The sequence below is a fragment of the Enterobacter vonholyi genome, assembly GCF_008364555.1.
Taxonomy (GTDB): Bacteria; Pseudomonadota; Gammaproteobacteria; order Enterobacterales; family Enterobacteriaceae; genus Enterobacter; species Enterobacter vonholyi.
This window is the reverse complement of the sequence record NZ_VTUC01000006.1, coordinates 828,248-851,167: the sequence shown is the minus strand read 5'-3', so window position 1 is coordinate 851,167 and position 22,920 is coordinate 828,248. Positions and strand designations below refer to the sequence as shown.

General features: G+C 59.2%; 17 protein-coding genes. 11 read left to right on the top strand and 6 right to left on the bottom strand.

The window, feature by feature from the left end:
• Positions 1-15: 15 nt before the first annotated feature.
• Complete coding sequence (gene kdsA / locus F0319_RS12780) at positions 16-870, top strand: 3-deoxy-8-phosphooctulonate synthase (protein WP_104950756.1); 855 nt, start codon at positions 16-18, stop codon at positions 868-870.
• Between the two features lie 91 nt (positions 871-961).
• Here kdsA and chaA read toward each other — a convergent pair whose 3' ends face one another.
• Positions 962-2,062 (bottom strand): sodium-potassium/proton antiporter ChaA, encoded by a 1,101-nt coding sequence (gene chaA / locus F0319_RS12775; protein ID WP_039024239.1) that lies wholly within the window; start codon positions 2,060-2,062, stop codon positions 962-964.
• A 270-nt stretch (positions 2,063-2,332) separates the two neighbouring features.
• Here chaA and chaB point away from each other — a divergent pair, with 270 nt between their 5' ends.
• Together chaB and F0319_RS12765 are read left to right on the top strand one after the other, a co-directional pair.
• Positions 2,333-2,563 carry a putative cation transport regulator ChaB gene (chaB, locus tag F0319_RS12770; RefSeq protein WP_045908986.1) on the top strand — a complete coding sequence of 77 codons (231 nt, stop codon included), beginning with the start codon at positions 2,333-2,335 and terminating at the stop codon, positions 2,561-2,563.
• Between the two features lie 177 nt (positions 2,564-2,740).
• Positions 2,741-3,436 (top strand): gamma-glutamylcyclotransferase, encoded by a 696-nt coding sequence (locus F0319_RS12765; RefSeq protein WP_061097960.1) that lies wholly within the window; start codon positions 2,741-2,743, stop codon positions 3,434-3,436.
• A 30-nt stretch (positions 3,437-3,466) separates the two neighbouring features.
• Here the strand turns inward: F0319_RS12765 and F0319_RS12760 are convergent, their stop codons facing one another.
• The 3 genes from F0319_RS12760 to F0319_RS12750 all read right to left on the bottom strand — a co-directional run bounded on the left by F0319_RS12760 (position 3,467) and on the right by F0319_RS12750 (position 6,162).
• Positions 3,467-3,706: a DUF1883 domain-containing protein gene (locus F0319_RS12760; protein WP_111965917.1), complete on the bottom strand. Its 240-nt coding sequence runs from the start codon at positions 3,704-3,706 to the stop codon at positions 3,467-3,469.
• A gap of 211 nt (positions 3,707-3,917) precedes the next feature.
• Positions 3,918-5,702: a methyl-accepting chemotaxis protein gene (locus F0319_RS12755; protein WP_115875486.1), complete on the bottom strand. Its 1,785-nt coding sequence runs from the start codon at positions 5,700-5,702 to the stop codon at positions 3,918-3,920.
• Between the two features lie 106 nt (positions 5,703-5,808).
• Positions 5,809-6,162 carry a DsrE/DsrF/TusD sulfur relay family protein gene (locus F0319_RS12750; protein ID WP_008499522.1) on the bottom strand — a complete coding sequence of 118 codons (354 nt, stop codon included), beginning with the start codon at positions 6,160-6,162 and terminating at the stop codon, positions 5,809-5,811.
• Between the two features lie 72 nt (positions 6,163-6,234).
• Here F0319_RS12750 and nasR point away from each other — a divergent pair, with 72 nt between their 5' ends.
• The 7 genes from nasR (at position 6,235) to F0319_RS12710 (ending at position 18,549) form a co-directional block, all read left to right on the top strand.
• Positions 6,235-7,419, top strand: coding sequence for a nitrate regulatory protein NasR (gene nasR, locus F0319_RS12745; protein WP_149367110.1), 1,185 nt, complete (start codon positions 6,235-6,237; stop codon positions 7,417-7,419).
• Between the two features lie 227 nt (positions 7,420-7,646).
• Positions 7,647-8,894 (top strand): CmpA/NrtA family ABC transporter substrate-binding protein, encoded by a 1,248-nt coding sequence (locus tag F0319_RS12735; protein WP_149367109.1) that lies wholly within the window; start codon positions 7,647-7,649, stop codon positions 8,892-8,894.
• A 2-nt stretch (positions 8,895-8,896) separates the two neighbouring features.
• Positions 8,897-9,775 (top strand): nitrate ABC transporter permease, encoded by an 879-nt coding sequence (gene ntrB, locus F0319_RS12730; RefSeq protein ID WP_111965922.1) that lies wholly within the window; start codon positions 8,897-8,899, stop codon positions 9,773-9,775.
• A 9-nt stretch (positions 9,776-9,784) separates the two neighbouring features.
• The gene (locus tag F0319_RS12725) at positions 9,785-10,573 is read left to right on the top strand and encodes an ABC transporter ATP-binding protein (RefSeq protein WP_033145769.1); all 789 of its coding nucleotides are present in this window, start codon (positions 9,785-9,787) and stop codon (positions 10,571-10,573) included.
• A 13-nt stretch (positions 10,574-10,586) separates the two neighbouring features.
• On the top strand, positions 10,587-14,573 hold the full coding sequence (gene nirB / locus F0319_RS12720; RefSeq protein WP_149367108.1) for a nitrite reductase large subunit NirB: 3,987 nt from the start codon (positions 10,587-10,589) through the stop codon (positions 14,571-14,573).
• The gene (locus F0319_RS12715) at positions 14,570-17,095 is read left to right on the top strand and encodes a nitrate reductase (protein ID WP_149367107.1); all 2,526 of its coding nucleotides are present in this window, start codon (positions 14,570-14,572) and stop codon (positions 17,093-17,095) included. Before nirB ends, F0319_RS12715 begins: the two co-directional genes overlap by 4 nt.
• Positions 17,096-17,142: 47 nt before the next feature.
• Positions 17,143-18,549, top strand: coding sequence for a YchO/YchP family invasin (locus tag F0319_RS12710; RefSeq protein ID WP_149367106.1), 1,407 nt, complete (start codon positions 17,143-17,145; stop codon positions 18,547-18,549).
• Between the two features lie 3 nt (positions 18,550-18,552).
• On the opposite strand, the gene narL is transcribed toward F0319_RS12710, so the two are convergent.
• Both narL and narX read right to left on the bottom strand, forming a co-directional pair.
• Complete coding sequence (narL, locus tag F0319_RS12705) at positions 18,553-19,203, bottom strand: two-component system response regulator NarL (RefSeq protein ID WP_008499531.1); 651 nt, start codon at positions 19,201-19,203, stop codon at positions 18,553-18,555.
• Positions 19,196-20,992: a nitrate/nitrite two-component system sensor histidine kinase NarX gene (gene narX, locus F0319_RS12700; protein WP_111965926.1), complete on the bottom strand. Its 1,797-nt coding sequence runs from the start codon at positions 20,990-20,992 to the stop codon at positions 19,196-19,198. Before narX ends, narL begins: the two co-directional genes overlap by 8 nt.
• A 309-nt stretch (positions 20,993-21,301) precedes the next feature.
• Here narX and F0319_RS12695 point away from each other — a divergent pair, with 309 nt between their 5' ends.
• Positions 21,302-22,699: a NarK family nitrate/nitrite MFS transporter gene (locus tag F0319_RS12695; RefSeq protein WP_014884177.1), complete on the top strand. Its 1,398-nt coding sequence runs from the start codon at positions 21,302-21,304 to the stop codon at positions 22,697-22,699.
• The last annotated feature ends 221 nt before the right edge of the window (positions 22,700-22,920 follow it).

The window sequence follows — 22,920 nt, the reverse complement described above, 5'->3', positions numbered from 1 at the left end:
GAATAAGGCGATCCTATGAAACAAAAAGTGGTTAGCATTGGTGATATCAAGGTAGCAAACGACCTGCCGTTCGTACTGTTTGGCGGCATGAACGTGCTGGAATCCCGCGATCTCGCCATGCGTATCTGCGAACACTACGTTACCGTGACCCAGAAGCTGGGCATCCCGTACGTGTTTAAAGCCTCTTTTGACAAAGCCAACCGCTCCTCCATCAACTCTTACCGTGGCCCGGGCCTGGAAGAGGGTATGAAAATTTTCCAGGAGCTGAAGCAGACCTTTGGCGTGAAAGTGATCACCGACGTGCATGAAGCCTCCCAGGCGCAGCCGGTGGCAGACGTGGTGGACGTGATTCAGCTCCCGGCATTCCTGGCTCGCCAGACCGACCTGGTGGCCGCGATGGCGAAAACCGGTGCCGTGATCAACGTGAAAAAACCACAGTTCGTCAGCCCGGGCCAGATGGGTAACATCGTCGATAAGTTTATCGAAGGTGGTAACGATCAGGTCATCCTGTGCGACCGTGGTGCAAACTTCGGTTACGACAACCTGGTCGTGGATATGCTGGGCTTCAGCGTAATGAAGAACGTCTCTAACCAGTCTCCGGTGATTTTCGACGTGACCCATGCTCTGCAGTGCCGCGACCCGTTTGGCGCCGCGTCCGGCGGCCGCCGTGCTCAGGTGACCGAACTGGCGCGCGCCGGTATGGCAACCGGCCTGGCTGGCCTGTTCATTGAAGCGCACCCGGATCCGGATAACGCAAAATGCGACGGTCCATCCGCGCTGCCGCTGGATAAGCTTGAGCCGTTCCTGAAACAGATCAAAGCGATTGACGATCTGGTGAAGAGCTTCGACGAGCTGGATACCAGCAAATAATAAAAAAACCCGCTTCGGCGGGTTTTTTTATGCCTCCCTCTCCCTGGCGGAGAGGGTTAGGGTGGGGGCATCAGCCTGCACCGGCCCACTCTTACGCAAATATCGTCATCAGATACGCAACAAACAACGCCATATGCGCCGCTCCGTTCAGCACGTTGGTGCGCCCGGTGGAGAACGAAATCTGGCACAGCAGCAATGATGCTACCATCACGATCATCTCCGGCGCACCCAGCGCAAACTGCAGCTCGTTACCGGTCATAAAGGCAATCAGCGTCACCACCGGTACGGTGAGTGAAATCGTCGCCAGCACGGAGCCGAAGAACAGGTTCATTGCGCGCTGCACCTGATTATTCAACACCGCTTTCAGCGCGCCCAGCCCTTCAGGGGAAAGGATCAGCAGCGCCACCAGGAAGCCGGTAAACGCCACCGGCGCGTTCAGCTCGGTTAACAGCGTCTCCAGCGGGTTAGCGTTCATCTTGGTAACGGCAATCACCGCAATCAGATGTACGATCAGCCAAACCGTATGCCACGCGCTGCTGTGGGCCGACGGCTTACCGTGGTGCGGATCATCGTCGTCGCCGTCGTCTTCATGCTCATACACAAACAGGCTCTGGTGCGTTTTGGTCTGAATCAACAGGAACACGCCGTACATGGCGGCGGAAATCAGCGCGACCAGCAGCGCCTGACCGGTGGAGAAGTTTGCACCCGGCAGCGCCATCGGGAAGACCAGCACGATAATGGCAAGCGGGAAGAGGGCAATCAGATACTGTTTGATGCCAAACAGGTTCATATACTGGGTCGCGAATTTACGCCCACCCAACAGCAGAGAGAAGCCCACCAGACCACCCGTCACAATCATAATGATCGAGTAAAGCGTATCGCGCATCAGCGTCGGCGCTGCATCGCCGGTCGCCATGAGCGCGGAAATCAGGCTAACTTCGAGAATAACAACGGAAAGGCTGAGAATTAAAGAACCATACGGCTCGCCCAGACGGTGGGCCAGGACGTCCGCATGGCGAACGACGCTAAATGCGCTGGTTAAGATGCCGACCAGGGCAAGAATATTGATACCAACCACCACTGGCAGTGACTGACTGCTTCCCCAGAAGAGCAGCACAGCCAGTGCCAGAACCGGGAAAATGAGTGACGTCTCCTTGTGGCGGGTCTTTACCGCCTCGTGTGTTGCTGTCATGTGCTTCTCCATCAATGCAGGTGCTTGTAATTATAGATAGATTTTTAAGGGCATTAAACTAACAGATCTCTGTTAAATACCCTTTATTTTTTACTTAATTTTACCCTTTTTCATAAATTTAACGCCTGACTCCTGTAATTGACAGCTTTCACATAATATTTATTAAATAACAACTAATTACATGTAATGTTAATCCATAAATTAAGGCCGGGTGGCACGCTGGCATATCGTCGTCCACACTTATCTCTTTAAGCAAAAGAGAGGTGAGTGATGCCATATAAAACGAAACGCGAATTACCCGATAACGTGCAAAACGTGCTGCCCGCTCACGCGCAGGATATCTATAAAGAGGCGTTTAACAGCGCCTGGGATCAATACAAAGACAAGGAAGATCGCCGGGATGATGCCAGCCGTGAAGAGACGGCCCACAAAGTCGCCTGGGCCGCCGTAAAACATGAATATGAAAAAGGAGACGACGATAAATGGCATAAAAAGAAATAGCCGTGAAATAATTCGCTGCCTTCATTTTGACTTTTCAGGCGGTTGAATTGCCGCTGTATTGCAACTGGTCCGCTAATTGCTTATCGTTATTCAACTGCTGGTAAAATGACCAGCACCTAAGGCCGGGAAGGCGAATTACAGATGTCGCAAGGAAGCATGCAGTGGCGGAGGTGGAAAGTGTTAACGCGTGATTTCTTAATGAAGGCAGATTGTAAGACGGCATTTGGTGCTATTGAGGAATCGCTTCTCTGGTCAGCTGAACAACGTGCGGCGTCGCTCGCTGCCACGCTTGCCTGCCGCCCGGATGATGGCCCGGTATGGATTTTTGGCTACGGCTCCCTGATGTGGAACCCGGCGCTCGAATTTGTCGAATCGGCAACGGGAACGCTGCCTGGCTGGCACCGCGCATTTTGCCTGCGTCTGACGGCCGGACGCGGCAGCGCGTGCCAGCCCGGGCGCATGCTTGCACTGAAAGAGGGCGGGCGCACCACTGGCGTGGCGTATCGCCTGCCGGATGCCACGCTGGAAGAGGAGCTTACGCTGCTCTGGAAGCGCGAGATGATCACCGGCTGCTACATGCCAAGCTGGTGCAAGCTGGAACTGGACGACGGACGCACCGTCAATGCGCTGGTGTTTATCATGGACCCCCGCCATCCGCTGTATGAAGCGGATACCCGCACGCAGGTGATTGCTCCGTTAATTGCCGCCGCCAGCGGACCGCTGGGTACCAACGCGCAGTATCTCTTCTCCCTCGATCAGGAGTTGACCCGCCTCGGCATGCAGGACGATTGTCTGAATGAACTGGTGGTGAAGGTGAAGGCGCTGCTGGAAGGGAACCCGCTCAACGGCACGCTGCGACCGGGTTTTGCCTGATATTACGCCCGGCTTGCCGGGCGTTTAATATTATGCTGCCACGTAGCTGATGGAATGCTCCAGAGACTGACTGTGGCTGTCAATCAGCACATCCCATGTGCCGGTGTAGGGCACTGTAAGCCAGGCCTTATCATCCTGTACGGTGAGAATATCCGCCTGGGACTGTTTTTGTGCTTTCGAACTCATCAGATGAATACGACAGCGTTCTGAGCAACGCACCACCACCGTATCCCCGCCAAACAGTTTCAAACTTGTTTTTACCAGTGCCATTTTTTACCCCGTAGTCTTAAACAACGCTCTCCCTGCAGCCATATCCGAGCGTGATGTTGTTCACAATTCACTCATGGCATAACACCAAAGGGGAGGGGGTGGGATGCTGATTTTGATCAAAAAATGGCATAACGATTAAACAAAAATGACAAAATCCCTCAAAATTTCAGCTGGCGCGCGTTTTACCCGCTAAACGCGCGCCGCGAGAAAATTAAATGCGGAAATGACCGGCTGTTTCAGCAAGGTCGCCCGCCTGGCTCTGCAGGGCGCCCGCAGCGGCGGCGGATTGCACGACCAGCTCGGCGTTCTGCTGAACCATTCTGTCGAGATGGGTCACCGCGTGGTTAATCTCATGAATCCCTTTCATCTGCTCGCTGGTGGCGATGGAGATTTCGCGCATGATACCGGAGACGCTGCCGATGCTGGAGCGGATCTCATCCATGCTTTCCCCGGCCAGATGCACGTAGCGGGAGCCGGTCGCCACGCTGTCGGTGGTGGAGTCAATCAGGGATTTGATCTCTTTCGCCGCCTGGGCGCTGCGGCTCGCCAGATTACGCACTTCGCCCGCCACCACGGCAAACCCGCGCCCCTGCTCGCCGGCACGGGCCGCCTCGACGGAGGCGTTCAGCGCCAGAATGTTGGTCTGGAACGCGATGCCATCAATCACGCTGGTGATATCGCCAATTTTAGCCGACGCGACTTCGATGGACTGCATGGTGCTGATCGCCTGGGATACCACCTCGCCGCCGCGCGCCGCGGCCGCTGAGGCTTTGCTCGCCTGATCATTCGCTTCTGCCGCCGATTCGTTCGACTGGGTCACGGAGGCGGTGATCTGCTCCACGGCGCTGGCCGTCTCGCGCAGGCTGGATGCGGCCTGCTCGGTACGTCCGGAAAGATCCTGGTTACCCGCCGCAATCTCCTGAGCGGCGTTTTTCACCGACTCGCTGGCATCACGGAGCTGCACCATCACCACCGACAGCTTATCGCTGAAGGCGTTAAAGGCCTGCGCAATCTGCGCAACCTCGTCCTCGCCGTTGTCCGGCAGGCGCTGGGACAGATCGTTAGTCCCGTTAGCAATGTTGTGCATCGCGTCGCGAATGTCTGACAAACGCTTGAGCAGGCGGGCAATCAGGAAATGCACAATGGCCGCGCTCAACAGTGCCAGGATCACCAGCGAAATCGCCGAGGCTTTAAGCAGGGAACGCATGCCGGAGGTGGCATCACCGTTGTCGAGCGCGACGACTAACAGCCAGTTTGTGCCCGGCACGGCTGTCGCCACGAAGGTTTTTTCAGCGCCGTTCAGCGTTCCGTCGACTAGGTTACCGCTTTTCAGCGCAGCAAAATCAATGCCTTTGATCGTCTCCGCGAATGGTTTAAGCGTGAGCGCCGGATCGTTAGCGGCAATCACGCTGCCGTCACTGTTCAGAAGCAACCCGCTGCTGGCCGGGGTTGGATGGATCCCGCGCACGTTAGCCACCACGCTGTCCATCGCCACATCGCCCGCCACCACCGCTTTCAGCGTACCATTCTCTTTTACCGGCACGGCGAAGGTTACCACCAGTTTGCCGGTCCCCGCGTCAACGTAGGGCGCGGTGACAACCGGACCGTCCGTGCTGACCACCTGCTGATACCACGGGCGGATAGTCGGGTCATAGTCCGCCGGGACACCCGCCGGTTCAGAGAATTTCGCCGTTTTGCTGGCGTAGCCAACATAAACGTTGGTGAAGCCACCCGCCTGCGCAAGCTGTTTAAACACCGGAACCGGGTCTTCACTCAACGCAACGGTTTGCGCGGAGGCGATCACCGCCATCTTGCTTTTTACCCAGTCGGCAATCGCCATGTTATGGCTGGCGCTGGTGCTGGTCAGAATATCGCGCTGGGACTGCTGGTTATCCTGGCGCGTGACCTGGAAGTTAATAACGGTATTAAGGAGAAGTGCGACGACCAGACAGCCTGCCGTCGTCGCGATGATGCGTGCACGAATCGATCTGAACATAAGTGAAATACCTGCTGTGTTGTTTCCATGCCTATCGGCAACCCCGCAGGTAAACTTGATGCTGAAACCGCGTCCATAAGAAAATAATATTTTTACGGGTTTATTATTAAAAAGTTAATACTTTATCCGCGGACAGCGTCCACTCGGCCAGCTCAACCAGCGTACCAATCTCTACGCCATCAATCAGCGGCAGACCGGTAATACCGCGGCCATCGGTGCAGGTCTTGCAAAGCTTCACCGGTACGTTTTGCGCGGTCAGGATCTCCAGCATCTGCTGAATGTTATAGCCCTCGGCTGGTTTTTGTCCCTTCAGGCCCGCGGTGACCGCGTCCGACATTAAAAAGAGTCGTAACGCGAGGTCACTCTCTTTTTCACGCAGCGCAATCGCCAGGCGCAGGCTGTTAAAAAGGGATTCGCTGCCGTAGGCCGCACCGTTGGCGACGATCACAATCTTTTGCATGTTGACTCCTGTTCTTATAAAGGCACGAATATTGCTTAGCTTTCCCGAGTTTCGCTGTTCCGGAGAGAAAGCATGACATTAATGGCTGGCATTTCGCCAGGCGCTGCCGAATGGCTCGAGCGCGCAAAGATGATGCGCCGGGAGCACCTAAGCAAGCTGGCACAGCTTGGCGAGCTTGTGCACGGCATTAGCCAACTGGTGCACATGTTACAGTGCGAGCGCGGGGCGTCCAACGTCTGGCTCTGCTCACAGGGTAAGCTTTACGCCCCCGAATGCAAAGCCAGCCGGGCGCTGGTGGATGAAATCCTCGCAGCCCTTTACGGCATTCTTGAAACACAGTCGCCGATTCCGGGAAGTGCCGTCTGTGAACGCATCGGCGGAGCGCTCCTGAGCCTGGATATGCTTCCCGCGCTGCGCGAAGGAGTTATTCAGCAAACGGTAACGGCACCCCAGGCGATGGAACACTACTCCCGCATGCTTCGCCATCTGCTCAGTATCGTACCGCAGCTTAATGACAGCATTGACGATCCGCAAATCGCAGGACGTTTTGTCGCGCTTTATAGCCTGATGCAGGGCAAGGAGCTGGCGGGACAGGAGCGGGCGCTGGGGGCGATTGGCTTCACGCAGGGTTTTTTCGATGATGTGACTCGCCAGAGGCTGGTTGACCGCATCGACGGGCAGCAGGCCTGCTTTGAAATCTTTCTCTCGCACAGCCACGCTGAGGTACAGGCCACCTTTGCCTTAAACTGCCAGCCCGATCGTGAAACGGAGCAGCTACGAAGGGTGGCCTGCACCCGCCAGCCCGCCGCCGATAACGGCCATACCGCACTGGCCTGGTTTGCGCTGCAAACCGCGCGCCTTGAGCATCTGCGCGCGCTGGAGGAGACGCTCATCGCCGATCTGATGACGGCGGTGGACGAGCGTATTTTCCGTAACGATGAGTACGTGCCTCCCGCCGATGAGCAGGACGATCCGCTGATACAGTACCCGGAAAAACCGTTGCTCACCCTGGTGCGCCAGCAGGCGCGTGAGATAGAACAGCTCTCGCGCCAGCTTGCGTCGCTGCGCGATACGCTTGAAGAGCGCAAAGTCATAGATAAAGCGAAAAGCGTTTTGATGACCCACCAGAATATGAGTGAGGAACAGGCCTGGACGGCGCTGCGCAAAATGGCGATGGATAAGAACCAAAGGATGGTGGATATCGCCCGCGCGCTGCTCATGGTGAAGAATTTGTGGCAGGTAATACCAAAGGAGTAGCTGCACAATCAGCGGGCATTTTGTGCCTGATTGAGGTGCGTAAACCTGAGGGTAAAGCGGGATACACCGCGAAAACCGCGTGTTAAAACCTGGCATTCGCTTTGCATTGTCAGATTAACCATTTTTGACGATGCGCCAACGGCGGTGCATTCGTCTTCGGGATAAAGGCGTCCACTGGTGCTTCGGCATCGTGGGCGCTTTTTTTTGGTTTTTATTCAGGAGTGGTCATGGCGGATTTGTCGAGACGGCGTTTATTGCAGGCCAGCATGCTGGCGAGTGGCGCAATGCTGTTACCGGGTATCATGCAGGCCGCATGGGCGGCAGGCTCGGATAAACCGGAGCAGGAAACAGTGCGCATCGGGTTTATCCCGCTGACCGACTGCGCGCCCGTGGTTATCGCGGCGCTGAAAGGCTTTGATAAAAAATACGGCATTACCATCGTGCCCACCAAAGAGGCGAGCTGGGCGGCGGTGCGCGACAAGCTGGTGGCGGGCGAGCTTGATGCCGCGCACATTCTCTACGGCCTGCTGTACGGCCTGGAGCTGGGCATTGCCGGCAAGCCGCAGCAGATGGCAAACCTGATGACGCTTAATCAGAACGGCCAGGCGATTACGCTTTCCAGCGATCTGGCGGAGAAGGGCGTTCGAGACCTTGACGGGCTGAAAAAGCTAATTGGTCAGCAGGCGCCCGGCACCTACACCTTCGCGCACACCTTCCCGACCGGGACGCACGCCATGTGGCTCTACTACTGGCTGGCCAGCGCGGGCATTAACCCCTTTGACGACGTGCGCACGGTGGTGGTGCCGCCGCCGCAGATGGTGATGAACATGCGCATTGGCAACATGGTCGGCTTTTGCGTCGGCGAGCCGTGGAACGCGCGGGCGATTAACGACCGCATCGGCTTTACCGCCGCGACGTCACAGTCTGTCTGGGCCGACCATCCGGAAAAAATCCTCGGCACGCGTCGCGACTGGGTGGAGAAAAACCCGCACACCGCGCGGGCGCTGGTCAGCGCGGTGCTGGAGGCCGCACGCTGGATCGAAGCCTCCCCGGAAAACAAGCGCGAGACCGCGCGGATCCTCTCCCGCCGGGCGTGGCTCAACTGCAAGGAACAGTTTCTCACCGGGCGAATGCTCGGCGAGTACGACAACGGCCTGGGCCAGCGCTGGCAGGACGCGCACCCGATCCGTTTCTTCAACGAGGGGGCCGTCAGCTACCCATATCTCTCCGACGGTATGTGGTTCTTAACCCAGTTCCGCCGCTGGGGCTTGCTCAAAACCGCGCCGGACTACGCGGGTATTGCACAGCGCATTAACCAGACCGCTGTCTGGCAGGATGCCGCCACGGCGGTGGGGGGCATCACCACACCGACTTCACCATTACGCAGCAGCACATTTATGGACGGCACCGTCTGGAACGGTACCGACCCGGAAGGATACGCCAGCCGTTTCGCCATTCATCGTAAAGGGGCCTGATTATGCAGCATCTGCAAAAGACGAAATCACCAGATACGCCAGAGAGTGGGGAGGTGATTGTCCTCCCTCCGGTGCAGGTTCGCCGCCGTACGCCGACGTTTGCGCGTCGGATTAACGCGATCCTTCAGCGCATCATTCCGGCGTTAATCGGTCTGGGACTGCTGGTCGTGCTGTGGCAGCTGGCGGCGATTAACAGCAAAGGTTTCCCGACGCCGCTCAGCACGCTCGATTCCGCCATTACTCTGTTTGCCGATCCGTTTTATCGCGACGGGCCTAACGATATGGGCATCGGCTGGAACGTGCTCGCTTCATTACAGCGCGTGGCGGTGGGCTTTGGCCTGGCCGCGTTCGCCGGGATCCCGCTCGGCTTCCTGATTGGCCGCTTCACCTTTTTTTCGCGCATGTTCGGCCCGCTGATCGCGCTGTTACGCCCGGTTAGCCCGCTGGCCTGGCTGCCCATCGGCCTGCTGCTGTTCCAGAAAGCGGAGCCCGCGTCGAGCTGGACCATTTTTATCTGCTCTATCTGGCCGATGGTGATCAACACCGCCGAAGGCGTGCGCCGCATTCCGCAGGACTACCTCAACGTTGCCCGGGTGCTGCAGCTTTCCGAGTGGACCATCCTGCGCCGCATTCTCTTCCCGGCGGTGCTGCCCGCGGTGCTGACCGGGGTGCGCCTCTCCATCGGCATCGCCTGGCTGGTGATTGTCGCCGCCGAGATGCTGACCGGAGGGCTGGGGATTGGCTTCTGGATCTGGAACGAGTGGAACAACCTCAACGTCGAAAACATTCTCATCGCCATCGTCATCATTGGCGTGGTCGGGCTGCTGCTGGAGCAGGGGCTGATGCTGATCGCCCGGCGCTTTAGCTGGCAGGAAAAATAAGGAGCGAACATGAAACCATTAATTCAGGTCCAGGCCGTGAGCCAGCGTTTTTCCACCGCCAGCGGCGAGTTTCTGGCGCTGCAGAACGTCTCTTTTGATATCCACGAGGGCGAAACCGTGAGCCTGATTGGGCACTCTGGCTGCGGCAAATCGACGCTGCTGAACCTCATCGCCGGTATTACCCTGCCGACGGAAGGCGGGCTGATTTGTGACAACCGCGAAATCGCCGGGCCGGGGCCGGAGCGCGCGGTGGTGTTCCAGAACCACTCGCTGCTGCCGTGGCTCACCTGCTTCGACAACGTGGCCCTGGCGGTAGATCACGTGTTTCGCCACAGCATGAGCAAGGCGGAGCGCAGGGAGTGGATTGAACACAATCTCGACCGCGTGCAGATGGGGCACGCCCTGCACAAGCGCCCGGGGGAGATCTCCGGCGGCATGAAGCAGCGCGTCGGGATTGCCCGCGCGCTGGCGATGAAGCCGAAAGTGCTGCTGATGGATGAACCCTTCGGCGCGCTCGATGCGCTGACGCGTGCTCATCTGCAGGACTCGGTAATGCAGATCCAGCAGGCGCTGAACACCACCATCGTGCTCATTACCCACGACGTGGACGAGGCGGTGCTGCTCTCCGATCGCGTGCTGATGATGACCAACGGCCCGGCGGCGACCGTCGGGGAGATCCTGCGCGTCGATCTGCCGCGCCCGCGCAACCGGGTGCAGCTGGCGGACGACAGCCGCTATCACCACATGCGCCAGCAGATCCTTCATTTCCTCTATGAAAAGCAGCCAAAAGCGGCGTAGCGAGGGGGCTTTGATGCGACTGGTCATTATCGGAAATGGCATGGCGGCTACGCGGCTGATTGCCTCGCTCACCGGGCGTGCTGCCGGTCGTTTCGCTATCACCGTCATCGGTGACGAGCCGGAACATGCCTATAACCGCATCCAGCTTTCGCCGGTGCTGGGCGGTGAAAAGCACGCTGCAGACATCTGTCTTCAGGATGACGACTGGTACCAGGCGCGCGGCGTGACGGTGCTGCGGGGCGAAAAGGCGATCGCCGTAAACGTGGACACGCGGGAAGTGCAAACCGCCGCCAGCACGCTGGACTGGGATGCGCTGGTGTTTGCCACCGGATCAACGCCCTTTATTCCGCCAATCCCCGGCTGCGATGCGCCGCATGTGTTCACGTTCCGTACCCTGGAAGATACCCGGGCCATTCAGGCGATCGTCGGTCCGGCGGTGGTGCTGGGCGGCGGCGTGCTCGGGGTTGAGGCGGCGGCAGCGCTGGCGCGTTCAGGTGACGAGGTCACGCTTGTTCATCGCGGTCCGTGGCTGATGGAGCAGCAGCTGGATCGGCAGGCGGGAATGCTGCTGGAAGAGGCGCTGGCGGCGCGGGGCGTGCGCTGTGAGCTCGTCTCTGGCATCGCAGCGGTGAACGGAAATAGCGTGACGCTGCTAAACGGACGCAGTATCGCCGCCGCGCGCGTGGTGCTAGCGACCGGCGTGCAGCCCAGCGTCGCGCTGGCGCAGGCCAGCGGCATTCGCTGCGCGCGCGGCATCGTGGTGGATCACCAGATGCAAACCTCCGAGCCGGACGTCTACGCCATTGGCGAGTGCTGCGAAATTGACGGCCAGACGTTTGGCCTGGTCGCCCCCTGTCTGGCGCAGGCGGATATCCTTGCCGCGCGGCTGGCTGGGGACGTCACCGCGCCGTTTGTCCTGACTGACAACGGCGTACGCCTCAAGGTGACCGGCGTGGAGCTGTTCAGTCTCGGTCGCGCGGCAGAGCGGGAGGGCGACGTGGTCTGGAGCGCATGGGATCCGCTGACCCGTCACTATCGCCGTTTACTGATCAATCAGGGGGCGCTGGCTGGCGTACTGCTGATGGGCGACTGCCGCAGCGCGGCAACATTTACCGATTTACTGGCAACGGCTGCGCCCGCCCACGCGGACTGGCTGTTCGATCGTTTTACTACGCAACCGCAGGTTGCAGGACACAATGCTATGACAAAACCTACTCTGGTGGTGGTTGGGCACGGTATGGTCGGCCATCATTTTCTCGAAGACTGCGTTAACCGCAATCTGCATAAGCAGTATCAGATCGTTGTCTTTGGCGAGGAGCGCTATGCCGCCTACGACCGCGTGCATCTGTCGGAATATTTTGGCGGCCGCAGCGCGGCGTCGCTCTCGCTGGTGGAGGGGAATTTCTTTGCCGACAACGGCATTGAGCTGCGCCTGTCGCAGCAGGTCGTCGCTATCGATCGCGACGCGCGCGTTGTACGCACCGCCAGCGGGCACGAAACCCACTGGGACAAGCTGGTGCTGGCGACCGGCTCATACCCGTTCGTGCCGCCCGTGCCGGGCAACGATTTGCCGGGCTGTTTTGTCTACCGCACCCTTGACGACCTGGACAACATTGCGGCGCATGCGGCGGGCTCGCGCCGCGGCGTGGTGATTGGCGGCGGCCTGCTCGGGCTGGAGGCGGCGAATGCCCTGAAGCAGCTCGGGCTGGAAACCCACGTGGTGGAATTTGCGCCTAACCTGATGGCGGTCCAGCTCGACAACGACGGCGCGATGATGCTGCGCAAGAAAATTGAGGCGCTGGGCGTCGGCGTTCACACCAGTAAAGCGACAACGGAGATCGCCACGGCGGACGGCGGGCTGGTGCTGCGCTTTGCCGATGGCGAACAGCTGGAAACGGACATGGTGGTCTTTTCTGCCGGCATTCGTCCCCAGGACGCGCTGGCGCGCAGCAGCAGGCTGGCTATCGGCGAACGCGGCGGGATCTGCATTGACGACGGTTGCCAGACCTCCGATCCGGACGTGATGGCCATCGGCGAATGCGCGCTGTGGGAAGGGAAAATCTTCGGTCTGGTCGCGCCCGGCTATCAGATGGCGCGGGTGGCCGCCGCCGCGCTGGCGGGTGAGGATAAAACCTTCGCCGGCGCGGATATGAGCACTAAGCTCAAGCTGCTCGGCGTGGACGTCGCCTCGTTCGGCGACGCTCACGGGCGCACGCCGGGGGCGCTGAGCTATCAGTGGACGCACGGTCCGCAGCAAATCTACAAGAAAATCGTGGTCAGCCACGACGGCAAAACGCTGCTCGGCGGCGTGCTGGTGGGTGACGCCAGCGAATACGCCACGCTGGTGCAGATGATGCTTAACGGGATAGCCCTGCCAAAAGAGCCGGAAACGCTGATTTTACCCGCGTCGTCAGGCAGCGCGCCGAAAGCGCTCGGCGTGGCGGCGCTGCCGGAAAGCGCGCAAATCTGTTCGTGTCATAACGTCAGCAAGGGCGATATCTGCCGGGCGGTGAGCTCGGGCGCGACGGATATCGGCGCCGTTAAGCAGTGCACCAAAGCGGCGACCGGCTGCGGGGGATGTAGCGCGCTGGTGAAGCAGGTGATGGAGTTCCAGCTGGCTGAGCAGGGCGTGGAGGTGAAAAAGGACATCTGCGAGCACTTCCCGTACTCGCGCCAGGAGATTTACCACCTCGTGCGCGTCAACCATATTCGCACCTTTGACCAGCTTATCAGCCGCTACGGACAGGGACACGGATGCGAAATTTGTAAGCCGCTGGTGGGGTCAGTGCTTGCCTCGTGCTGGAACGAGTATCTGCTGAAACCGGCACACCTGCCGCTGCAGGACACCAATGACCGCTACTTCGCCAATATCCAGAAAGACGGTACCTACTCCATCGTGCCGCGCATGCCGGCGGGGGAAGTGACCGCGGACGGGCTGATCGCCATCGGGCAGATTGCGAAACGCTACAGCCTGTACAGCAAAATTACTGGCGGACAGCGTATCGACCTTTTCGGCGCCACTCTGGAACAGCTGCCGGCGATCTGGCAGGCGCTGGTGGAGGCCGGGTTTGAAACCGGGCACGCTTACGGGAAATCCCTGCGCACGGTGAAATCCTGCGTCGGTTCAACCTGGTGCCGCTACGGGGTGCAGGACTCCACCGGCCTCGCGGTCAGGCTTGAGCACCGCTACAAGGGGCTGCGCGCGCCGCACAAAATCAAAATGGCGGTCTCCGGCTGCACCCGCGAGTGCGCGGAGGCGCAGAGCAAAGACGTGGGGGTGATTGCCACCGATAAAGGCTGGAACCTCTATCTGTGCGGCAACGGCGGGATGAAGCCGCGCCATGCGGATCTCTTTGCCAGCGATCTGGATGACGAAACGTTAATCCGCACCGTCGACCGCTTCCTGATGTTCTACATCCGCACGGCGGATCGCCTGCAGCGCACCAGCACCTGGATGGATAACCTGGAAGGCGGTCTCGACTACCTGCGGGAGGTGATCCTCAACGACAGCCTGGGTATCGCCCACGAGCTGGAGCAGGAGATGGCCCGGGTGGTGGAAACCTATCAGTGCGAATGGCAAACCACGCTTAACGATCCCAACCGTCTGGCGCTGTTCCGCACGACGGTGAACGACACCGCGCCGGATGAAAGCAAGCGCTGGCAGGAAATTTGCGGCATCGACGATATCCCCGAGCAGGCGGGCATCGGCGCGCGGCTTGGACGTAAGCCGATTGCGCTCTTCCGTTTTGGCAAAACCGTTTACGCCCTCGACGATCGGGAACCGGGCGGTAATGCGAACGTGCTTTCACGCGGCATTCTTGGCGATGCGGCGGGCGAGCCGGTGGTGATTTCACCGCTGTATAAGCAGCGCATTCGCCTGCGCGACGGCTGTCAGGTAGAGAACGGCGAACCCGCGGTGCGCGCCTGGCCGGTGAAAATTGAAAACGGCAAGGTATGGGTTGGCAGCGACGCCCTGGTAATGCGTGCGGAGGCTTCATGACGGAAACCCGGACAACGTGCCCCTACTGCGGGGTCGGCTGCGGCGTAGTTGCCAGCGTGGAAGGTGAAGCGGTCAGCGTTCGGGGAGATGAAACCCATCCTGCGAACCTGGGACGTCTGTGCGTGAAAGGATCGGCCCTGGGGGAAACGACGGGGTTACAGGGGCGATTGCTGCGCCCCGTTGTTGACGGACTTGAGGTGGACTGGGCGCAGGCGCTGAACGCGGCAGGGGAGCGTCTGCGGGAGATTATCGACACATGGGGACCGCAGGCGGTGGCGTTTTACGCCTCCGGACAATTGCTTACCGAGGACTACTACGCCGCCAACAAGCTGATGAAAGGGTTTATCGGTGCGGCAAACATCGATACCAACTCCCGGCTCTGCATGTCTTCGGCGGTGGTTGGCTACAAGCGCGCCTTCGGCGAAGACGTGGTGCCGTGCAGCTACGAGGACGTCGAAAACAGCGATCTGGTGGTGCTGGTGGGTTCAAACGCGGCCTGGACGCATCCGGTGCTCTATCAGCGGCTGGTGCAGGCGAAGCGCAACAACCCGCAGATGAAGGTGGTGGTAATCGATCCGCGCAGAACCGCCACCTGTGATATTGCTGACCTGCATCTGGCGCTCGCCCCCGGCAGCGACGCCGGCCTGTTTGTAGGATTGCTCAATCTGATTCAGGGGACCGAGGCGTGGCCGATTGCCCGCGTGGCGGCGTTTTGCGATCTTCCGTCAGAAGACATTGGTACCTTTTACGACTGGTTTATCACCGCGCCTCGCGCAATTACGCTCTACACCATGGGTATCAACCAGTCCGCCAGCGGCAGCGACAAGTGTAACGCTATTATTAACGTTCATCTTGCCAGCGGGAAGTTCAACCGTCCGGGCTGCGGCCCGTTTTCGCTGACCGGACAGCCAAACGCGATGGGCGGAAGGGAAGTTGGCGGGCTGGCGAACCAGCTGGCGGCACACATGAACTTTGAGCCGAACGATCTTTCGCGGGTGGCGCGTTTCTGGGGAACGGAACGGCTGGCGCAGACGCCGGGGCTGATGGCGGTGGAGTTGTTTGACGCCATTGCCCGCGGTGAGGTGAAGGCGGTGTGGATTATGGGCACTAACCCCGCCGTGTCGCTGCCGGACAGCCACGCGGTGTGTCAGGCGCTGGCGGGCTGCCCGCTGGTGATGGTCTCTGAGGTGAAGAACGATACCGACACCAGCCGGTTCGCCCATATCCGTTTTCCGGCTTTGGGCTGGGGAGAAAAGGACGGGACGGTGACCAATTCCGAGCGGCGCATTTCACGCCAGCGCGCGTTTCTGCCTGCGCCGGGCGAGGCGAAGCCGGACTGGTGGATCGTCGCGCAGGTAGCGAAGCGGCTGGGCTACGGCGAGGCCTTTGCCTGGCAACATCCGCACGAGATTTTTTGCGAACATGCGGCGCTGACGGCCTTTGAAAATGACGGCGCGCGGGCATTGAATCTTCATGACCTGGCTGCGCTAACCCGTGAGGAGTGGGATCAGCTTGAGCCTTATCAGTGGCCGACGGGGGATTTCCCGCGTCGAAACATTGTTCCCGTTAATCCTCTGTCGCACGGTGCGACGGTCAGCGCGTTGTACCCGCTGATTCTTAACTCGGGGCGCATCCGCGATCAATGGCATACCATGACCCGAACGGGATACGTAGCCAGACTGATGCAGCATATCGCCGAACCGTTTGTTGAGGTTTGCCCCGCAGACGCCGTTCGGCTTTCCCTGTGCGACGGCCAGCTGGCGCGAATTAGCTCGCCGCGCGGCGTGATGGTCGTCAGAGTACGAATCAATGACGGGATACGGGAAGGCGAGGCGTTTGCCCCGATGCACTGGAACGCTGAGTTTGCCCGCCAGGGAAAGGTGAATGCGCTGGTGGAAGGGCGCTGCGATCCGGTTTCGGGCCAGCCGGAGAGTAAACAAACCGCGGTCAGAATTCTGCCATGGCAGCCTGCCTGGCAGGGGGAACTCTATGCCCGGGAATGGCCGGAAATGCCTTCTTCCGTTTACTGGTGGCGCAAAGCCTTACGTCTGACGGTGGCGTGCGATAAACCTTTGCTGTCGAGGGTAATGGAATACGCCGGCGTCCGGGGCTGGCAGCTGCAGGTTGCCCAAACCGGCGAACGCAGCAGCGTGCTGGCCTGGCATGAAGGCCAGCTGATGCTGGGCTTCTGGGAGGGCACCGCGTTACCGGCGCTGGCGCATACGGTGATTGAGGCCGCTTTTCAATCCCCACCCGTGCTGGCCTCAGAACGTCACGCCTTGCTGAACGGACAGAGCGTCGGGAAGGAAACGGATCCGGGACGCATCATCTGCAGCTGTTTCAGCGTCGGGGAAAATGCGATACGGGAGGCGATCGTCGGAGGGTGTGATTCCGTCAACGCGCTGGGGGCGAAGCTGCGCTGTGGTACGAACTGTGGTTCCTGCGTGCCGGAGCTGAAAGGGCTGTTTCAGGATAATCCTGAAATGTCCGCCAGGACTGCATTTCAGGGCTTATCGCGTTAACATAATAAGAGTTTATTCATAAACACAGGTTCTTATTGACGACGTTGATGGCTGTATCGTCTCGCATTCGTTTGCTGTTTTTACTCCCCCTTCTTACGGTCGGAGCCGTTCACGGTGCGCCGAATTCCTTTATCCAGCAGGTACAAAATCCCTTTGATAATGACGGGGATAATCTGCCCGACCTCGGTATGGCCGCCCCAACCGGCGAGGGGGAGAAGCATCTGGCCGAAATGGCGAAAGCCTTTGGTGAAGCCAGCATGACCGACAATGGCCTGACAACGAGCGAGCAGGCGCGTCAGTTCGCGTTTGGTCAGGTGCGAGACGCGGTAAGCGGCGAAGTGAACCAGCAGATTGAATCCTGGCTTTCGCCCTGGGGGAACGCCAGCGTGAACTTACTGGTGGATAACGATGGCAAATTTAACGGCAGCAGCGGGAGCTGGTTTATCCCGTGGAATGATAACAACCGTTATCTAAGCTGGAGCCAGCTTGGCCTGACCCAGCAGACGGATGGCCTGGTGAGTAACGCTGGAATCGGCCAGCGCTGGGTCGCCGGGAAATGGCTGCTGGGTTACAACACTTTTTACGATAACCTGCTGGATGAAAACCTGCAGCGTGCCGGGCTGGGCGCGGAAGCGTGGGGGGAAAATCTGCGCCTGTCAGCCAACTATTATCAGCCCTTTGCCGGCTGGCGCGATCGCTCTGACCTCCAGGAGCAGCGCATGGCGCGCGGCTATGACGTCACCGCTAAAGCCTGGCTGCCGTGGTTCCATCACCTGAACACCAGCATCAGCTTCGAGCAATACTTTGGCGATAACGTCGATCTCTTCAACAGCGGAACCGGCTACCACAATCCGGTAGCGGTGAATCTGGGGCTTAACTACACCCCCGTCCCGCTGGTCACGTTGACTGCCGGGCACAAGCAGGGCGAAAGCGGCGAGAGCCAGAATAACCTCGGGCTGAAGCTCAACTATCGCTTTGGCGTGCCGCTGGTGAAACAGCTTTCCGCCGGTGAAGTCGCCGCCACGCGATCCCTCCGCGGAAGCCGCTACGACTCGCCGGAGCGTAATAGCCTGCCGGTGATGGAGTTCCGTCAGCGCAAAACGCTGTCCGTGTGGCTGGCAACGCCGCCGTGGGATCTGAAAGGGGGCGAGACCGTCATGCTGAAGCTCCAGGTCCGCAGCACGCACGGCATTCGTCAGATCCACTGGCAGGGGGATACGCAGGCATTGAGCCTGACGTCACCGGCGAAAAGCAACAGCACAGACGGCTGGAGCGTGATTATGCCTGCCTGGGATGACAGCGAAGGGGCGACAAACCGCTGGCACCTGTCGGCGGTGGTGGAAGATGAGAAAGGCCAGCGCGTCTCGTCCAATGAGATCGCGCTTGCTGTGGTGCAGCCGCTGGTCGCATTGCCTGACGACGATCCGCGCTGGAAGCTGCTGCCGGATGAGTAGCCCTTAAAAAATGCGTTCCTGATGCACCCACACCGCGGCTTCGACGCGGGATTTAAGCTTCATTTTCTTCAACATATGCTTCACGTGCACTTTGACCGTACTTTCCGTGATGTCCAGACGACGGGCGATCATTTTATTCGGCAGCCCCTGGGCAATGAGCTTGAGAATGTCGCGCTCGCGCGGCGTTAGCTGGCTGACGTCGCGGTCAGAGGTGGCGCGGTTGGCGCGCAGGCTGGCGGCCAGCACCGGCGTTAAGGCTTCGCTGAGAACCATCTCGCCTGCCGCAGCCTGCTGCAGCGCTTTAAGCAAGTCTTCCGGCTCCATGTCTTTGAGCAGATAACCATCCGCCCCGCGCTTCAGCGCCGTGACCACATCCTCTTCATGGTTCGACACGCTAAAGACGACGATGCGCCCGGAAAGCGATTTTTCCCGCAGCTTGTCGAGGGTCTCCAGACCGTTCATGCCCGGCATATTCAGATCGAGCAGGATCAGATCGGGATCGAGGGATTCGGCAAGCTCAATGCCCTGTTCGCCGTTGCTGGCTTCGCCAACCACGGTGATATCGGGTGCCATGCTGACCAGCTGTTTTACGCCAGTACGCAGCATCGGATGGTCGTCGATCAACAGGATGGATGCCGGTTCCTGATTAGTCATGGGTTTCTCCTTGAGCAGTTGTAAGCGGTTTCTCGGGAATAAAGGTGACGACAACTTCCGTGCCGCCCGTCTCTCTCCGGCGAACCTGGCAATCACCGCGCAGGCTTTGGGCGCGGTCTCGCATAATGATTAAACCATAGTGGTTAGTGCGTTCGGCATTTTCCGGCACGCCGCGGCCGTTGTCGTGAACCGTAAGCTTCACCTGGTTGTTGTGCTGGCTGACGGTGACCGTTACCGCCGTCGCGCCGGAATGCTTGAGCACGTTGCTCAGCGCTTCACGGGCGATCTGCAGTAAATGTATGGCCTGATGGGAGGGGACAAACCGCGGCGGCAGCTGGTAGTCAAGCTTCACCGGGAACCCCAGCCGGGCGCTAAATTCATGACAGCTGGCCTCCAGCGCCGGACGCAGGCCCGGCTCGGTCAGCTGCAGGCGGAAGGTGGTCAGCAGCTCGCGAAGCTGCACCCAGGAGGTGTTCAGCTCGTTGCGGATCTGGCTAAGCAGCTGCTTATTGCTTTCCGGCATCTCTGCATCCTGCATCTGCAGGCAGCTCACCTGCATTTTCATACAGGAGAGCGACTGGGCGATAGAGTCGTGAAGCTCGCGGGCGATGGTTGCGCGCTCCTCCATGACGATAAGCTGCTGTTGCTTTTCCTGATGCCGGTCGAGCGCCAGCGTGGCCGTTAGCTGTTCGACCAGCGTATCGACCAGCTGCTGCTGGTCGTGGCTCAGGTGACGCCCGGCTGGCAGCGTTGCCAGCAGAATACCGTACTGAGTGTGGCTGTCGGTCAGGCGCCACTTCAGGGTGGTGCCGCCGGACGTCAGCGGCGGCAGGCCACGAGGGCAAAGATGGCAGCCTTTGTCATCGCACGACATATCCGACTGGCAGGTAAATTCCTGATGGTTATCTTCGTCTTCCACGTCGTAGACGCGCAGCTCAAGGTCGTGCAGCAGGGTCAGATTTTGCAGGCCGTTCAGCACCGGAGAGAGGCGCTCGCATAGCGGCACCTGCATGTGCAGACGGCGGTTGGCTTGCCACAGGAAGGATAGGATCTCGTTTTTCTGCTCCAGTCCCGCCGTTTTTTCCTGAACGCGCTGTTCCAGTACCGCGTAGCTCTCGGAGAGCTCTGCCGACATGGTGTTGAGCGCCTGGCCAAGCATGGCCATCTCGTTGCGCCCGCTGATGTGCGTGCGCTGGGTAAAATCGCGTGCGGTCACCGCGCGGGCCATCGCCAGCAGCTGTTTCCACGGGTTCAGCAGCCGCGCGCGGAGCCAGACGATGGTGAAGATCAGCAGCAGCCCCATAAACAGCGCCATTGCGCGGTGCACCATCACCACCCGGTCGATGCGTAATTCGGTCGTCTGGTCAAAAGCGGAGACCAGCGCATCAATACGTGAGACGAACCCCGCAACGTCCTGCGCAACGGTTTCTGTGCTGCGAGCCTGTTTCAGCCCGGGCTGCAGCTGGGTGTGCCAGTAACCCTGAAGGGCGTTAAGCTGGGACTGCTGACCGGCGCGGATGGCGGCGTTTTCCAGCTCGGGGCTGAAGACCGTGCGCTCCATTTCATCAATCAGAGGCCGATCGTCCTGCGTCAGGGGGACCGACGCCAGCAGGCGATAACTCTGCATGCGTAGCGAGCCTGCCTCGTTGATGGCATGCGCATTACCCTGTACTCCCTGTACCAGCCAGCCGGAGATCGCCATGCCGGTCACGCCGATGGCGGTGGACAGCAAAACAATCAGGGCTAGCTGATTCACGAGCGTCAGCGGAGATAAACATCTTTTTAACATAGAGGTGGCGTGCTCCTGACGTGGCCTGCTTGCAGGAATGGCGCTATTCTGGTGCATACCCTGGAGTATACCCATACCAATAAAGGATTACCCCTAAATTGCCAACGGAGTAGGGGGAAGGAGGTGGGAGTAGCCAGGAACCGTCAGTGCCGTGAAAAACCACGTCTTTTTTACCGAATTAGCCTACTCACTAAGGGTGAGACCTTATTTTGCGCCGCAAATCCTCCCACTTTTCCTTTGATTTATATCAACTTACCGCCGCCCTAAAACCCTAATGTTTGCAGCATCATTCGAGAATCAGAGGTGTCTATGAGTCACTCATCCGCTCCCGAAAGGGAAAATGGTGCCGTTATTACAGACTGGCGTCCAGAGGATCCGGCGTTCTGGCAACAGCGCGGCCATCGTGTAGCAAGCCGGAATCTTTGGATTTCCGTGCCGTGTTTGTTATTGGCGTTTTGCGTATGGATGTTGTTTAGTGCGGTGGCGGTAAACCTGCCGAAAGTGGGTTTTACGTTTACGACCGATCAGCTGTTTATGCTGACCGCGCTGCCGTCGCTGTCAGGCGCGCTGCTGCGTGTGCCTTACGCGTTTATGGTGCCGGTCTTTGGCGGCCGTCGCTGGACGGCATTCAGTACGGGCATCATGATCGTCCCCTGCGTCTGGCTCGGCTTCGCGGTGCAGGATACCTCTACGCCGTTCAGCGTGTTCGTGATTATCTCCCTGCTGTGCGGTTTTGCGGGTGCGAACTTCGCCTCCAGTATGGCAAACATCAGCTTCTTCTTCCCGAAAGCGAAGCAGGGCGGCGCGCTGGGTATTAACGGCGGTCTGGGCAATATGGGCGTGAGCGTGATGCAGCTGATTGCCCCGCTGGCGATCTCTGTTTCTATTTTTGCGGCCTTTGGCGGCGGTGGCGTTGAGCAGGCGGATGGTTCTTCCCTCTATCTGCAGAACGCCGCCTGGATTTGGGTACCTTTCCTGGTGGTCTTCACCCTCGCAGCCTGGTTCTTTATGAACGACCTGTCCGCGTCGAAGGCGTCGCTGAGCGAACAGCTGCCGGTGCTGAAGCGTGGACACCTCTGGGTGATGGCGCTGCTGTATCTGGCGACCTTCGGTTCGTTTATCGGCTTCTCGGCGGGCTTCGCGATGCTGTCGAAAACGCAGTTCCCGGACGTGCAGATCCTGCAATTCGCCTTCTTCGGCCCATTTATTGGCGCCCTCGCTCGCTCGCTGGGCGGCATGGTGTCTGACCGTCTGGGCGGTACCCGCGTGACGCTGGTTAACTTCGTGGTGATGGCGGTCTTCTGCGCGCTGCTGTTCCTCACGCTGCCGGCCGACGGACAGGGCGGTAACTTCATCGCCTTCTTCGGCGTGTTTATGGTGCTGTTCCTGACGGCGGGGCTGGGGAGTGCGTCCACCTTCCAGATGATCTCCGTGATCTTCCGTAAGCTGACGATGGACCGCGTGAAAGCGCAGGGCGGGAGCGAAGAGCAGGCAATGCGCGAAGCGGCGACGGATACGGCTGCGGCGCTGGGCTTTATCTCAGCCATCGGCGCGATTGGCGGCTTCTTTATCCCGAAAGCGTTCGGTATCTCTCTGGATCTGACCGGCTCTCCGGCCGGTGCCATGAAGGTTTTCCTCGTCTTCTATATCGCCTGCGTTGTGATTACGTGGCTGGTATATGGCCGAAATACCAAGAAAAATAAGTAAGTGTGATTATCCGTTTACGCGGCCTTCGGGCCGCGTTTTTTTTAGCCTGAATAATAGTTACAACATACTTACGGCTTTTACGGTGGACGCCTGCGGTGACACTGCGATCGCCATCGCTTTGCAGGTGGGTCTACCCCTTAATACCTGAGATGTTAAATTTCGACTGGCTTTTTGTACGATGAAATAAAATTAACGTTATTTTTCATATAGATATGAATTTT